Below are 12821 nucleotides of genomic sequence, written 5' to 3'. Positions count from 1 at the left end.
TACTATTTTAAAACCTAATTAATAATTATTGTTAAACAATAAATGCGTAAATCAGAATCTAGAAATATAATAACTTTAGAATCACACCAATATATAACAAAAGGAATGAGATAGCTATGATGATGCGAGAATTTAGAGCAATACTCACACTGTATATGGAAAATAATGAAGAATGGTTTATAGACAAGATTATACACATCATTAAAATGGGTGAAATGATGAATTTAAATCTTATAAATGTCGATTCAGTTTCTATAAGAAGTGAAGCTAATGTTATTACTGCTGTATGTTTTCGCAACACACAGTTGGAAAATATTCATGCCTCAAATTCTCCAGAAAAACTTACAAAGGATTTTATGACTACCCTGATGGTTACTAGTTCAGGGATGTTAACGGAATGGTTAATAATGAGAGAAAACTTATTAATTAAAATGCCTAAATTATATAACTATATATTAACAATTTATGAGAATTATAACGTAAAGAATTGGAACAAAGGTGGAAGCAAAACAGAAAAAACGAAGAAGACAGTTACTTTCATAGGTGATATTACTGAAACAAAATATTTTAACCGTCTTAATACTACATTGCACGATTATTTGAAAAGCAACTCCCCTAGCTTTATTGAAAAAGTCCTTATATGTTGCAAAAAAGGCATTACCTATTCTGATACAGATTACTTAGAGGACTTTTCTTTAGATATACCAATCAATCAAGAAGCTGCAGTAATTTCAGAATTTTGTTTTGCTAATAGTATTCCCGAGGGATGGTATGATTTAGAAGATCCCTTAAACGATATAGCAATGAAAGAATTAATGATAGAAAGTTCTGATCGAGTGGCAGAATGGCTGACGATGAAAGACACTTTGCTAGAAGAAGGTCTAGAGGGTTTATATGAGGAGGTGATTATACTTCTAACTGAGACTTTTGAACTTACAGAAAGGAACTAGAAAGATGATAAGAAATTTAAAAAACTATGAATAGGAATAAAAAAACCTTGCTTGAGGATTTTCTCAAACAAGGCTCATTTTTATTTATTTCCGAAAAACTTCTCTGCTTTTTCCAGGAATGGTTCATCTTCCGGGTTCATTTCGTACTCTTCGACAATTGCGTCTACGGGACAGACAGCAACGCATGCGCCGCAGTCGATACAGATGTCTGGATCGATGTAGAACTGATCTGGACCTTCCTCGATGCAATCTACCGGGCAAACCTCAACACAATCTCCGGACTTCTCAGACATACACGGTTGAAGGATAACATATGCCATGGGACGACCTCCTCACTTATATAAAGATATCATTCTGTTGCAACTCCTGATGATACAGGAAACTTATGTGGAAACCTGAAAATGTGTATCATTCTTCAGATGAATGTTATTTTCAGACAGCTTATTATATTTCAATGATAAGGCAAATTTGAGCTGAGGTCAATTTTATCAAGCAATTCTTTGAAGCAAAAAGTTTCAAGGTTACCGATTGAAACGAAGCATTTTCCTATTCGATTCTGAAGCTGTAGCGTTGCTCATCAGTCTGAACACCTTTGGAAAAGTTGCGTTCGATGAAGGTCGCATTGTCTTCATGGTCGATGAGAATGACCGTGGATGACCGGGTGCCGTATTCGGGTGTGCTGATGAAGGGGGAGGAAAGTTTCCGTTCGAGCGGTTTGGGCAGTCCTGTATCGGGCAGATTGTCCTCCGCTTCCTCGGAATCAGCAAGGATGTCGAAAATGACATCGGGGTCCATTGCTCCTTCCGACTGGAGGTATTCCCCAAGCCTGCTTCTTCCTTTGACGACTTTCGGCCAGGGTGTATTGAGATGATGGTTGCTGAGGCCATGTGTACCGTCAGGCACGCCTTCAACGCTGGTGCCATCATTGTTCAGATAGAACAGGTCGTTCTGGTCGCCCACGAGTAGGTTGAACCCGGAATAGTCGTCCTTCTCGGCTTCCAGAGATCCAAGGAACTGTTCCGGAGACGTGTGGCCGGTAAGATAACCGCTCACCAGCGCCCCGCGGGATTTCTTATCGGTTCCATCCATGCCGGGTTTCCTGATATTCGTCACGGCAGCGAACCGCCCGCTCTTTGTAAGCCCGAGCCAGGTGCCGCCTTTGCTCAAATCCCGCCCGGCGAGCACTTCAGGATGATCCTGCCAGAACCCGGCGGAAGCGGTCGGCCGCTCGTAGAATTCGTCACGATTTGCCGCTACGATGAGCTTGTAGTCCGGATGGCTGTTTTTTTGAAAGATGATCAGACACATATGCATCCCCTCGATTTTTAATATTATCTTCATCGTACCATGTAGCCGGTATGGAGGCACGTTTGCGGTTTCGCGGCGTGGCCATGATTGATATAATGAGGAAAATGAATGTTTGGAGAGGTGAAGATGAAGAAATTTATATGGGTGATACCGGTAGTGCTGATCCTTACTGCGGGTCTTTATTTTCTGATGACCTCTGGTCTGTTCCAGAAATCAGAGGAGGAGACGCTCGACCGGTTCACGGAATCCTATCAGAATGAAAAATTTGCTGACATATACCCGCTTCTGAGTGCGTCTTCGAAAGAGGACTATCCAGAGGAGGAAGTCGTGGAACGCAACAGGAGCCTGTACGATTCCCTGGGTGTAGAGACTGTGAACCTTGAAAATATCGAGGGGGCGGAGTCGAATGCGGAAAATGACCAGGAAAGACAGTATACAGGAGACCTTGTACTGGATACCCGATACGGAGAAATAAATAAGGAATACACGATCGATCTGTCATACAATGAAGAGGAGAATGACTGGTTCGTAGAATGGACGCCGGATATGATCATTCCGGGTCTGGCCGATAACGAATTGAGGATTGATGTCTCCAAAGGACAGAGGGGAGAAATCCTGGACCGTAACGGAGAAAGGCTCGCATTCAACGGCACAAAGGAAACTGTGGGGTACATAGCCGGCAGGATGGACGAAGCGGAACTGGTTGAGGCCGGGGAAGCGCTGGATATGGGCGAGGAGAGCCTACGGAATATATTCAACGAATCCTGGATCGAGGACGGCATGTTCGTTCCTGTGAAGGACACCCATCGTTTTGATGACGGGACAAAGGAGGAATTCGAAACACTCGGCCTCACGATCCAGGAATCCCCGGCAAGAGAGTATGCGCTCGAGGACGCTGGATTCCATCTGCTTGGATACATCGGTCCGATAACGGCGGAAGAGCTGGAGGAGCGGGATGGATACAGCTCCGGTGACATGATCGGCAAAAGGGGTGCCGAGCGGTTATATGAAGATCGTCTCAGCCCTGAACAGGGTCATACCGTCTCGATCGTCGATGAAGCTGGCAATACAGTGGAAGAGCTGCTGACTGCCGAGCCGCAGGACGGGGAAGACATCCAGCTGACGATTGATGGATCCCTCCAGTCGACGATCTATTCTCATCTTGAAGCGGATTCCGGAGCCAGTGTCGCAATGGATCCGGGGAACGGGGAGATGCTGGCGACCGTCAGCTATCCGAGTCCGAGCCCATATGATTTCATGTACGGCATTTCCCAGGAGGAGTATGAATCGCTTGAAACGGATGACGATAATCCACTGCTGAACAAATTCAACCGGGCAACATCGCCCGGATCGACGCAGAAGATCCTCACCTCCATCATCGCAATGAACTCGGATGACTTCGACAGGGACGAGACGATGGAGATTACAGGCAAGGGCTGGCAGCAGGATGAATCGTGGGGTGGTTATGAGGTGAACCGCTACCATGTGATGGATGAGTCATTCGACCTGAAGAAGGCACTCACCTATTCGGACAACATCTATTTTGCCCGGACAGCACTTGAACTTGGCGCCGAGCAGTTTGTGAGCGGAATGGAGGCGCTTGGCATCGGACAGGAGTACGATACGGACTATCCGATCTACACAAGCCAGGTATCCAATGATGGCACGATAGAGAGCGATATACTCCTTGCAGATACTGGATATGGACAGGGGGAGCTGATGATCTCGCCAATCCAGATCACTGCGATATATGGTGCAGTATTAAACGGCGGAGACATCTACGAACCGCATGTTCTGATGGAGTCTGAAAAGAATGTGCAGATAGAAGGCATCACAAGCCAGGAAAATCTGGATTATCTTGAAGAAGCCATGCGGGATGTCGTCAGGCTGAACCACCCGGACGATGTCGAAAGGCCGTACGCACAATTCGCCGGCAAGACCGGAACGAGTGAAAACAAGACGTCGCAGGATACCCGGGGCGAAGAGACCGGATGGTTCATCGGATATGACCAGAACAGCAAGGACATGATCATGAGCCTCTATGTGGAAGATGTGGAGGATCGTGGCATGAGCGAGTACTCGGCCAAAAAATTCGCGGAAATCCATGACGCGCTGAACGAATAGAAGAAGATATATGACCCGGAACGAAAAGTTCCGGGTCTTTTTGGTGAAAAACCATAAAGGAAACGTTTTCAGTGTAATATTTCCAAATATTCTGGAAAAAAGGGTGGATTTATATGCAGTATTATGTATAATTAATAGATATTATCATTTACACACTCATAGGAGGGGTTAGATGAATAGAGATTTTCTAAAAGACAGCAAACGCGTCGTTATTAAAATTGGCACAAATTCCATTATGAAGACAACCGATGAAATTGATTACCACAAGTTGGATAGACTTTCCTTTGTCTGTTCAGCACTCCAGCAGCAGGGCAAAGAAGTGATACTCGTGACTTCAGGCGCTGTCGGTGTGGGAGCATGCACATTGAACATGAAAGAATACCCTGAAAAAACCTCAGATCTACAAGCACTGGCCTCAGTCGGGCAGGGTGCCCTCATGAACCTCTACAGCCGTTTCTTCCAGCATTATGATCAGTATGTCGGACAAATCCTTATGACCCGAGATATCATCGACTTTCCAATTTCCTATACAAACTGCAAATCCGCAATCAATTCACTCCTTGAAAGAAAAATCATACCGGTCATCAACGAAAATGATGCGATATCGGTGGACGAGAAGACCTACAACAGAAGATTCGGCGAGAACGATACACTGGCTGCGATCGTCACTGAGCTCGTTGATGCAGACCTGCTGATTATTCTGAGCGATGTAGATGGCCTATATGATGAAAATCCACATACGAACGAATTCGCCAAACTGATTCCAGCTGTCGGCCAGGTCGATACGGACATACTGAGCATGGCCAATGGTACAGGTTCACTGTTCTCTACAGGCGGCATGGAAACGAAGCTTAAAGCGGCCAAATACTTAATAGAAAACAATAAGAGCATGATCATAACAAGTGCGGAGAACCCCGCCTTGATATTCAACATACTCGAAGGGGAAGAAATAGGCACGCTATTTAAGAAAAACATACTTGAGACAGCATTGCAAGGGGAGGAGATATGATGGTTCAGACGACAGCCGATATGAACGACATTCTCAAAGACATGGGACTGGCTGCGAAAGCGGCAGCGAAAGCATTGCGCAAAAGTAAAACGGGAGAGAAGAACGAGGCACTCCTGGCCATGGCGGAGGCTCTGGAAGAGAACAAGGCATTCATCCTTGAAGAGAACAAGAAGGATATGATGCACAGCAAGGAAGCGGGATACCAGGATGCGATGGTGGAACGCCTGGCATTGAATGAAGCACGCATAGAAAGCATGAAGGATGGCCTCAAGCAGATGGCTGCCCTGCCTGACCCGATTACGAAGACACAGGACCAGTGGGTGAACAAGGACGGCCTCAGAATCAGCAAGAGGAGTGTACCCCTCGGCGTCATCGGCATCATCTACGAATCCCGTCCGAATGTGACGGTCGACGCCACGGGTCTATGCCTGAAGGCTGGCAACAGCGTCATTCTGAGAGGCGGCAAGGAAGCAATCAACAGCAACAAGGCGCTCGTCAAGGTGCTGCAGGAGGGACTCTCCAAAACATCCATTCCTGCCGACAGCATCCAGCTGATCACCGATCCGTCCAGGGAACTGGCTGCAGAATTCATGAAATTCAACGAAGGGCTGGACTGCCTCATTCCGCGCGGCGGGGCGAATCTGATCCAGTCGGTGCTCAAGAACGCGACTGTGCCGGTCATCGAGACGGGTACGGGAAACTGTCATCTCTATGTCCACGAACAGGCGGATCTCGAGATGGCCGAATCGATCCTGGTCAATGGCAAGACGCAGAGGCCTTCGGTCTGCAATGCGCTTGAAACACTCCTGATCGACAGGAGCATTGCTGAAGAAGCACTGCCGGCGCTTGCTGATGCCCTGATGCAGAAAGGCGTCATCGTCCATGGAGACGAGACGGTCTGCAGCATTACAGATGATGCAGTAGCCGCAGAAGAAGGGGATTATGAGAAGGAGTACCTCGGCAATGAAATCGCCGTGAAAGTGGTGGAAGGCTATGAAGATGCAATCGGGCATATCGAAAAGTATTCTTCCGGACACTCCGATGCAATCATCACGGGAAGCTACAGCCACGCCCAGAACTTCCTGAACGATGTGGATTCAGCCGCGGTGTACGTCAATGCATCGACCCGCTTCACGGATGGTGCAGAGTTCGGTTTCGGTGGAGAGATCGGCATCAGCACGCAGAAGCTCCATGCCAGGGGACCGATGGGTCTGGAAGCACTGACAAGCTACAAGTATGTCGTGGAAGGCATGGGTCAGACGAAAGGGTAGGAACATAACGCAAAATACACTGAAAACAGCATCCCGGGCCAAGTGAGGTTCCGGGATGCTGTTTTCTACGTAAAGAATGGAAACCGGGCAGATAGGATGCAGATCTGAAATTGGGCACAAAAAAATCCCCTCTCATATGAGAGGGGATTTTTCCATTAACATAAACTTACTAAAATATTATTTAAAATATTATTAGAGTTTAACGATGTTAACAGCTTGTGGTCCACGCTGACCTTCTTCAACGCTGAATTCTACAGCTTGACCTTCGTCAAGAGTCTTGTAGCCTTCGCCTTCGATGTTGGAGAAGTGAGCGAATACGTCGTCTCCGCCTTCAACTTCGATGAAACCGAAACCTTTGTCTGCATTGAACCATTTTACTGTACCTTGTGTCATATAAATGACCTCCAAAAATAAATTTAATAATATCTTAAGCGCACTAACACATAAAAAAATTCACACGTTACAAAAAGTACCGGCCAAATCACGATTACTCTTTGTAACATGTGAATTAGATACTGCTTTGCTTTACTTAAAAATCTTATTACAGTTACTATACATCATTTAAAGCACCCTGTCTACCCTTAATGCAAAATAAATTAAAAAGAATTGCGCCCCTCCATAAGAAGGGGCGCCCCAGGACTATTCCTTATTGACGGAAGCGTCGTAGATCGTATCTACAGCCTCTTTCAATTTCCTGTCGAACTCTTCATCGGACTGGTTGACGCTCAGCTCTGAAGCGAGCGCACGGGAGAAGCTGGCGATGAGGCCTTCATTCTTCTTGAGCTTTTCATTCGCTTCATCCCTTGAGTATCCGCCGGACAGGGCAACGACCCTGAGGACCCTTGGATGCTCGATGAGTGATTTGTACTCATTTGCATTTGTCGGGATGGAGAGTTTCAGCATGACCTGCTGATCATCCGTCAGCTGATCGAGATGCTTTTCAATCTCTTCCTTGAGGATCTGTTCGGATTTCTCCTTGTTGTCACTGTAGACATTGACCTCAGGTTCGATGATCGGCATGAGTCCTGCTGCGAGGATCTGCTTGCCGACTTCAAACTGCTGATCGACGACTTCCTTGATGCCTTTTTCGTTCGGTTCAAGGATGTTGGAGCGCATCTTCGTGCCGAAGACGCCTCTTTCATTCGCACGTTCAAGCAGTTTGTCGAGATCCGGTATCGGCTTCATGAGCTGTACGCCGTCCTTTTCGTCAGCAAGTCCCTTGTCGACTTTGAGGAAAGGCACGATGCCCTTGTCAGCAAGATACTCGGAAGTATACTTGCCTTCGATTTCCCTGTCCATCGTCTGTTCGAACAGGATGGCCCCGAGTATCTGATCCGCATTGAATGAAGGGGAAGTGATGATGCGTGTGCGCATCTCATGTACAAGGTCGAACATTTCATCTTCGCTTGAATAGGCGTCCTCCTGCACACCATATGCAAGCAGTGCCTTTGGTGTACTTCCGCCACTCTGGTCGAGGGCTGCGATGAAGCCTTTTCCATTCTTGACTTTGTCGAATTGTTCCTGATTCATGAATTCCACTCCTTTGGTATATTGATCCATCAGTCTGTCTATTCCCTGAATCACACATTGTATAACAGGATTCCACCCTTTTATTATGGCATTACTTTACCGGAAAACTCAACAGATATGCAGATATCCGAAAGTGGATGAATTTTCAGTTTTTAACCAATTCATGGTTGTAAAACGCTTTCATGTCATTTATACTTTAGTAAATCGTTTTAGTGAAACGGTTTACCAAGCCGGAGGAGTGTTACATGAAAAACGTGACCATCAATGATGTCGCCCATGAGGCGAATGTTTCCAAGAGCACCGTATCACACTATCTGAACGGTCACTTTACGAAGATGGGGCCGGATACCAGGGACAGGATTGCACGGGCGGTCCGTAATCTGGACTACAGCCCGAATCATATAGCGAAGTCCCTCAAGAACAAACGGACGATGACGATCGGGGTGATCGTCGCCAATATACTGCACAACTTCTCGACGCGGGTGATCCGGAGCATTGAAGATTTTGCGCATGGGCATGGCTACCATGTGATCGTCTGCAATACGGACAACAGTCCGGAGAAGGAGGCGGACTATATCCGAATGCTGTTGGCCAAGCAGGTCGATGGGCTGGTGGTCATTCCCACTGCCCAAAATGGGGCGCTTTTTACAGAACTTGCTGAAAAGGACTATCCGGTCGTATTCGTCGACAGGTATATCGAAAACGTCCCCATACAGTCCCATATGCTGGATAACGGGGCATCGGTCAGGACAGCGTTCGAACATCTGTCTGAAAGGGGACACCGGGAGATCGGCTTTCTGACTGAGCCTGTCGAAGGCATCGTCGCGAGGCAGGAGCGGTATGCGGCATATCGTGGACTCTGTGCTTCCTACGGCATCCGCCCGCTACCGATCCAGGTGGAGAAGGAGGGGATGGTATCGTCACTGGAGCAATTGGCTGATCAGGGCGGCCTGCCGGCATCCCTGATCGTCGCCAATGACCTGGCACTGTTCGAACTGCTGAAGATGGCGAAGCAGAGGGTTATTCTGATTCCTGACGACCTGTCCATCATCAGCATCGATGACATCGAATTTGCGGATTTCTTCAATCCGGGCATCACCGTCATCGCCCAGCCGGCAGTGGAGATCGGCACCGCCGCCGTCAGCGCACTTTTTGAAATGATGAACAACAGTAAAAATACATCTGGAATAGAAAGATTCCAACCATATCTGATAGAAAGGGAGTCGGTGAAACAATATGAAGATCAATGAAATTCTCTCAACAGTATCCAAAGAAGCCACAGAGGTCTGCAGTAGGGTGAGCAGCACTGAACTTGAGCAGCTCGCACAGGAAGTGGAAAAAGCGGGGAGCATATTCATCTACGGCAACGGCCGGAGTGGACTCGTCGGAAAGATGATAGCCATGCGCCTGATGCACAGCGGCTACCGGGTCCACGTCGTCGGGGAGACGACGACCCCGGCACTTGAAGCGGGGGACCTGCTGATTGTGCTCAGCGGTTCGGGAAAAGGGCAGACGGTCGGAAGCATGACGGACAAGGTGGCTGACATCGGTGGCAGGACGGCGCTCGTTACAGCATCCCCGGACGAGGCACTGAAGGCGCAGTTCGACAGTGTCCTGTTCATTGAAGCGAGTACAAAGAGCAATGACATACCGACGATCCAGCCGCTCGGCAACCAGTTCGACCAGTCGATGCATCTGATCCTCGATGCGATGGTCATCCACCTCAATGCAGTATCAGGCAAAAGCAGGGAAGCGCTTAAATCCAAGCATTTCAATCTGGAATAGGGGAGTGTATTGAATGAAAAGAACAGTCGTCACATCAGTACTGCTTGCCATAGTGGTCATTCTTGCCGGGTGCAGCGGCGGAAGTGCACCGGATACAGGGGCAGGGGAACCAATCAAGATCATTGCTGCACACAACCAGACATCCACGGAAAATCCGTATCATGATGGTCTGCTGAAATTCAAGGAAGTCGCAGAAGAGGAGTCGGACGGCAGGATCACTGTGGAAGTCCATGCAGGAACCATCGGTACTGCAGAATCGGAACTGGTGGAGAAACTGGTGATCGGCGCAGCCGATGTCGTCCTGGTTTCGCCGGGCTTCATGACCCAGACGGGGATTCCCGAATTCGACTTCTTCGCCCTGCCCTATCTCTTCGACAGCTATGACCATTGGGAGCGGGTGGTGGATGGACCGGTCGGCGCGGATATTGCCGAGCTGGTCAACGAGAAGTCGGACAATGATTTCAAAATGCTCGGCTACTGGTCCGCCGGCGCCAGGCATTATTACGGCAAGAAGCCGCTCGAAGAGATGTCCGACCTGAACGGCATGACCATCCGGACGCAGGCTTCCGGCGTGGTGGCCGATTTCTGGCAGCAGACGGGGGCGATTCCAACTTCCGTCGCCTGGGGCGAGTTGTACCAGGCGCTTCAGCAGAACGTAGTGGACGCCTCCGAGAATGCCTATCCATATTTCGTCCAGCAGAACCACCATACGACGCGGAACGGCCAATACATCACCGAAACGGCGCATGACTACACGACACGCTTCCTGCTGGCCAATGGTGAACGGTTCGACCAGTATCCTGAAGATATTCAGCAGATCCTGCTTGAGGCGTCAGAAGCTTCCGTCGAAGCGGAAAGGGAGGCTCTGATGGCCCAGGAGGAGGAGTACAAGGAGATTGCATTGGAAGCAGGTGCCGAGGTCAACCAGATCGATACGGAGCCGTTCAAGGAAATTGCAGCGCCGATCCAGGACGGACTTGCAGAAGAACTGGACATGGAAGAGACGCTTGAGGAAGTCAGAAGCCTCGAATAAATAATATGGGTAGTGGAAGGTGGAAAAATGAAAACAATCATACGATCGGTTGAAAAAGTGCAGATTGGACTCGGGGTATTCTTTTTGCTCGTCTTCTTTCTTGCGACGCTGCTCCAGATCCTGACCCGCTTCATGGGCTGGTCGGTCATCTGGACGGAGGAGCTGGCAAACTACAGCTTCATATGGGCCATATTCATGGGAGCTGCTGTGATGGTGAACCGTAAGGAGCATTTCACGTTCGATTTTCTGCAGATGAAGCTGCCGCGGAAAATGAAGCTTTACCTGGATATCTTCATAGATGTCCTGCTGCTGGCATTCAATGTTGTGCTGCTTGTGTATGGCGTGGTCATCATCAGCCACTTCTGGAACTACACATGGGAGACGCTCCCGTTCCTCAAAAAGGGATATGTGTGGCTGTCACTGCCGGTCATGTCGGCGACGATGCTGCTGTATTCGGCTGGCCATATCGCCAGGGCCTTCGGCTACTTGAGGGATCTGAATGGAAAGGGGTTGAATAGCTAGTGGGTTATATACTTGTTGCCGTCTTCATATTTCTGCTGGTGATCGGTGTGCCGATCGCCTTCGTCATCGGCATTACGGCCCTGCTCGGCATCATGACGATTCCGGACATCCCGGGCCTCATCGTGCCGATGAAGATGCTGAATGGACTGGATTCATTCGTCCTGTTGGCCGTACCGCTGTTCATCCTGGCCGCCAACCTGATGAATTCAGGGAAGATTTCCGAAAAGATGATCGACCTTGCACTGGCAGTCGTCGGTCCGCTCAAAGGCGGACTTGCCCAGGCAAACGTTCTCGTATCGATGATGTTTGCGGGTGTGTCGGGTGCTGCACAGGCGGATACTGCAGGGACCGGGAAAGTCCTCATACCAAGCATGCTCAGGAACGGCTATGACCGTGAGACTGCTGTCGGCGTGACGGCGGCCTCCTCCACGATCGGTGTGGTCATTCCGCCGAGCATCCCCATGATCATATTCGCCGGCATCGCGAATGCATCAGTCGGCGCGCTGTTTCTGGGCGGTATCATCCCCGGCATACTGATTGGTCTGGGCATGATGATATTCATATATTTCATTTCCGTCAAAAAGGGGTATCCGACATTCAAGCGGGTACCATTCAAAGATCTGGTGAAAAAATTTTTCGTCGCATTTCCTGCCCTGCTGACAATCGTCATCATCATCGGCGGTATTACGACGGGGGTCTTCACCGCTACGGAGTCGGCGGCCATCGCTTCAATCTATGCGCTACTGATCAGCATGTTCTACTACAGGACGCTCCGGCTCAAGGATCTGCCGAAGATAATATTTGATACACTGTCGTTGAGTGCCCTGTCCCTGTTTGCACTGGCTACGGCGAGTGCACTCGGTGAACTGCTGAGCTACTATCGTCTCGGCACGCTGGCACAGGAATTCTTCACGGAAAACATCGGGGCGAAATGGCTCTTCCTGCTGCTGATCATCGTGTTCTTCCTGCTTGTGGGCACATTCATGGATGCGATACCTGCCATGATCCTGTTCGTGCCGATCGTACTGCCGGCAGCAGAGGCATTCAGCATAGATCCAGTACATCTGGGCATCATCGTCGTCCTGACACTTGCGGTCGGACTTGCGACACCGCCGTATGGTCTGTGCCTGCTGATTGCCAGCAAGATCGGAGGGCTGACGGTGGAGCGTTCATTTGCCGCCGTCATCCCATATCTCCTGATCATACTGGTCGTACTGCTGCTTGTTGCTTTCGTACCGGCCATAGTATTCATCATTCCAGACATGTTTGCTGAAGGAGGCTGAATGCAA

Annotated in this window: 13 protein-coding genes; 9 read left to right on the top strand and 4 right to left on the bottom strand. The window is 49.0% G+C overall.

Annotated features, from left to right (window positions below; all coding sequences use genetic code 11):
* Positions 1 to 155: 155 nt before the first annotated feature.
* Entirely contained in the window at positions 156 to 950 is a 795-nt protein-coding gene (locus RQP18_RS10495; protein ID WP_373446060.1) for a hypothetical protein, read from the top strand.
* A gap of 80 nt (positions 951 to 1030) precedes the next feature.
* On the opposite strand, the gene RQP18_RS10490 is transcribed toward RQP18_RS10495, so the two are convergent.
* Together RQP18_RS10490 and RQP18_RS10485 are read right to left on the bottom strand one after the other, a co-directional pair.
* Positions 1031 to 1270: an indolepyruvate ferredoxin oxidoreductase subunit alpha gene (locus RQP18_RS10490; protein WP_031546087.1), complete on the bottom strand. Its 240-nt coding sequence runs from the start codon at positions 1268 to 1270 to the stop codon at positions 1031 to 1033.
* Between the two features lie 226 nt (positions 1271 to 1496).
* Complete coding sequence (locus tag RQP18_RS10485) at positions 1497 to 2291, bottom strand: NRDE family protein (protein WP_373446059.1); 795 nt, start codon at positions 2289 to 2291, stop codon at positions 1497 to 1499.
* Positions 2292 to 2384: 93 nt separating this feature from the next.
* Here RQP18_RS10485 and RQP18_RS10480 point away from each other — a divergent pair, with 93 nt between their 5' ends.
* The 3 genes from RQP18_RS10480 to RQP18_RS10470 all read left to right on the top strand — a co-directional run bounded on the left by RQP18_RS10480 (position 2385) and on the right by RQP18_RS10470 (position 6662).
* Positions 2385 to 4382 carry a penicillin-binding transpeptidase domain-containing protein gene (locus RQP18_RS10480; RefSeq protein ID WP_342387641.1) on the top strand — a complete coding sequence of 666 codons (1998 nt, stop codon included), beginning with the start codon at positions 2385 to 2387 and terminating at the stop codon, positions 4380 to 4382.
* Positions 4383 to 4554: 172 nt separating this feature from the next.
* The gene (gene proB / locus RQP18_RS10475; protein ID WP_342387640.1) at positions 4555 to 5391 is read left to right on the top strand and encodes a glutamate 5-kinase; all 837 of its coding nucleotides are present in this window, start codon (positions 4555 to 4557) and stop codon (positions 5389 to 5391) included.
* The gene (locus tag RQP18_RS10470; protein ID WP_373446168.1) at positions 5391 to 6662 is read left to right on the top strand and encodes a glutamate-5-semialdehyde dehydrogenase; all 1272 of its coding nucleotides are present in this window, start codon (positions 5391 to 5393) and stop codon (positions 6660 to 6662) included. The genes proB and RQP18_RS10470 overlap by 1 nt, the downstream gene beginning before the upstream one ends.
* A 192-nt stretch (positions 6663 to 6854) precedes the next feature.
* Here the strand turns inward: RQP18_RS10470 and RQP18_RS10465 are convergent, their stop codons facing one another.
* Positions 6855 to 7055: a cold-shock protein gene (locus tag RQP18_RS10465; RefSeq protein WP_031546097.1), complete on the bottom strand. Its 201-nt coding sequence runs from the start codon at positions 7053 to 7055 to the stop codon at positions 6855 to 6857.
* A 246-nt stretch (positions 7056 to 7301) separates the two neighbouring features.
* Positions 7302 to 8192 (bottom strand): fructose bisphosphate aldolase, encoded by an 891-nt coding sequence (locus tag RQP18_RS10460; protein ID WP_342387639.1) that lies wholly within the window; start codon positions 8190 to 8192, stop codon positions 7302 to 7304.
* A 245-nt stretch (positions 8193 to 8437) separates the two neighbouring features.
* Between RQP18_RS10460 and RQP18_RS10455 the strand changes: the two genes are divergently transcribed.
* Genes RQP18_RS10455 through RQP18_RS10435 form a run of 5 tightly spaced genes read left to right on the top strand, consistent with a single transcriptional unit; the run spans position 8438 to position 12815 of the window.
* Entirely contained in the window at positions 8438 to 9442 is a 1005-nt protein-coding gene (locus RQP18_RS10455; protein ID WP_342387638.1) for a LacI family DNA-binding transcriptional regulator, read from the top strand.
* Positions 9429 to 9977: a 6-phospho-3-hexuloisomerase gene (hxlB, locus tag RQP18_RS10450; RefSeq protein ID WP_342387637.1), complete on the top strand. Its 549-nt coding sequence runs from the start codon at positions 9429 to 9431 to the stop codon at positions 9975 to 9977. Before RQP18_RS10455 ends, hxlB begins: the two co-directional genes overlap by 14 nt.
* Before the next feature lie 13 nt (positions 9978 to 9990).
* Positions 9991 to 11010 carry a TRAP transporter substrate-binding protein gene (gene dctP, locus RQP18_RS10445; protein WP_342387636.1) on the top strand — a complete coding sequence of 340 codons (1020 nt, stop codon included), beginning with the start codon at positions 9991 to 9993 and terminating at the stop codon, positions 11008 to 11010.
* Positions 11011 to 11037: 27 nt separating this feature from the next.
* A complete protein-coding gene (locus RQP18_RS10440) occupies positions 11038 to 11532 on the top strand; it encodes a TRAP transporter small permease (RefSeq protein ID WP_342387635.1) in 495 nt (164 codons plus the stop codon).
* The gene (locus RQP18_RS10435; protein WP_342387634.1) at positions 11532 to 12815 is read left to right on the top strand and encodes a TRAP transporter large permease; all 1284 of its coding nucleotides are present in this window, start codon (positions 11532 to 11534) and stop codon (positions 12813 to 12815) included. The genes RQP18_RS10440 and RQP18_RS10435 overlap by 1 nt, the downstream gene beginning before the upstream one ends.
* The last annotated feature ends 6 nt before the right edge of the window (positions 12816 to 12821 follow it).

Origin of the sequence: Salinicoccus sp. Bachu38 (genome assembly GCF_038561955.2) — a bacterium.
Classification (GTDB): domain Bacteria; phylum Bacillota; class Bacilli; order Staphylococcales; family Salinicoccaceae; genus Salinicoccus; species Salinicoccus bachuensis.
The sequence above is the reverse complement of the archived record's forward strand: the minus strand, read 5'-3'. Positions and strand labels throughout refer to the sequence as shown.

Bases quoted from the DNA above. Each gene is read 5' to 3' on its own strand.
- RQP18_RS10495 (WP_373446060.1), top strand. From the start codon at position 156: ATGGAAAATAATGAAGAATGGTTTATAGACAAGATTATACACATCATT.
- RQP18_RS10490 (WP_031546087.1), bottom strand. From the start codon at position 1,270: ATGGCATATGTTATCCTTCAACCGTGTATGTCTGAGAAGTCCGGAGAT.
- proB (WP_342387640.1), top strand. From the start codon at position 4,555: ATGAATAGAGATTTTCTAAAAGACAGCAAACGCGTCGTTATTAAAATT.
- hxlB (WP_342387637.1), top strand. From the start codon at position 9,429: ATGAAGATCAATGAAATTCTCTCAACAGTATCCAAAGAAGCCACAGAG.
- RQP18_RS10480 (WP_342387641.1), top strand. From the start codon at position 2,385: ATGAAGAAATTTATATGGGTGATACCGGTAGTGCTGATCCTTACTGCG.
- RQP18_RS10440 (WP_342387635.1), top strand. From the start codon at position 11,038: ATGAAAACAATCATACGATCGGTTGAAAAAGTGCAGATTGGACTCGGG.
- dctP (WP_342387636.1), top strand. From the start codon at position 9,991: ATGAAAAGAACAGTCGTCACATCAGTACTGCTTGCCATAGTGGTCATT.
- RQP18_RS10465 (WP_031546097.1), bottom strand. From the start codon at position 7,055: ATGACACAAGGTACAGTAAAATGGTTCAATGCAGACAAAGGTTTCGGT.
- RQP18_RS10485 (WP_373446059.1), bottom strand. From the start codon at position 2,291: ATGAAGATAATATTAAAAATCGAGGGGATGCATATGTGTCTGATCATC.
- RQP18_RS10455 (WP_342387638.1), top strand. From the start codon at position 8,438: ATGAAAAACGTGACCATCAATGATGTCGCCCATGAGGCGAATGTTTCC.
- RQP18_RS10470 (WP_373446168.1), top strand. From the start codon at position 5,391: ATGGTTCAGACGACAGCCGATATGAACGACATTCTCAAAGACATGGGA.
- RQP18_RS10460 (WP_342387639.1), bottom strand. From the start codon at position 8,192: ATGAATCAGGAACAATTCGACAAAGTCAAGAATGGAAAAGGCTTCATC.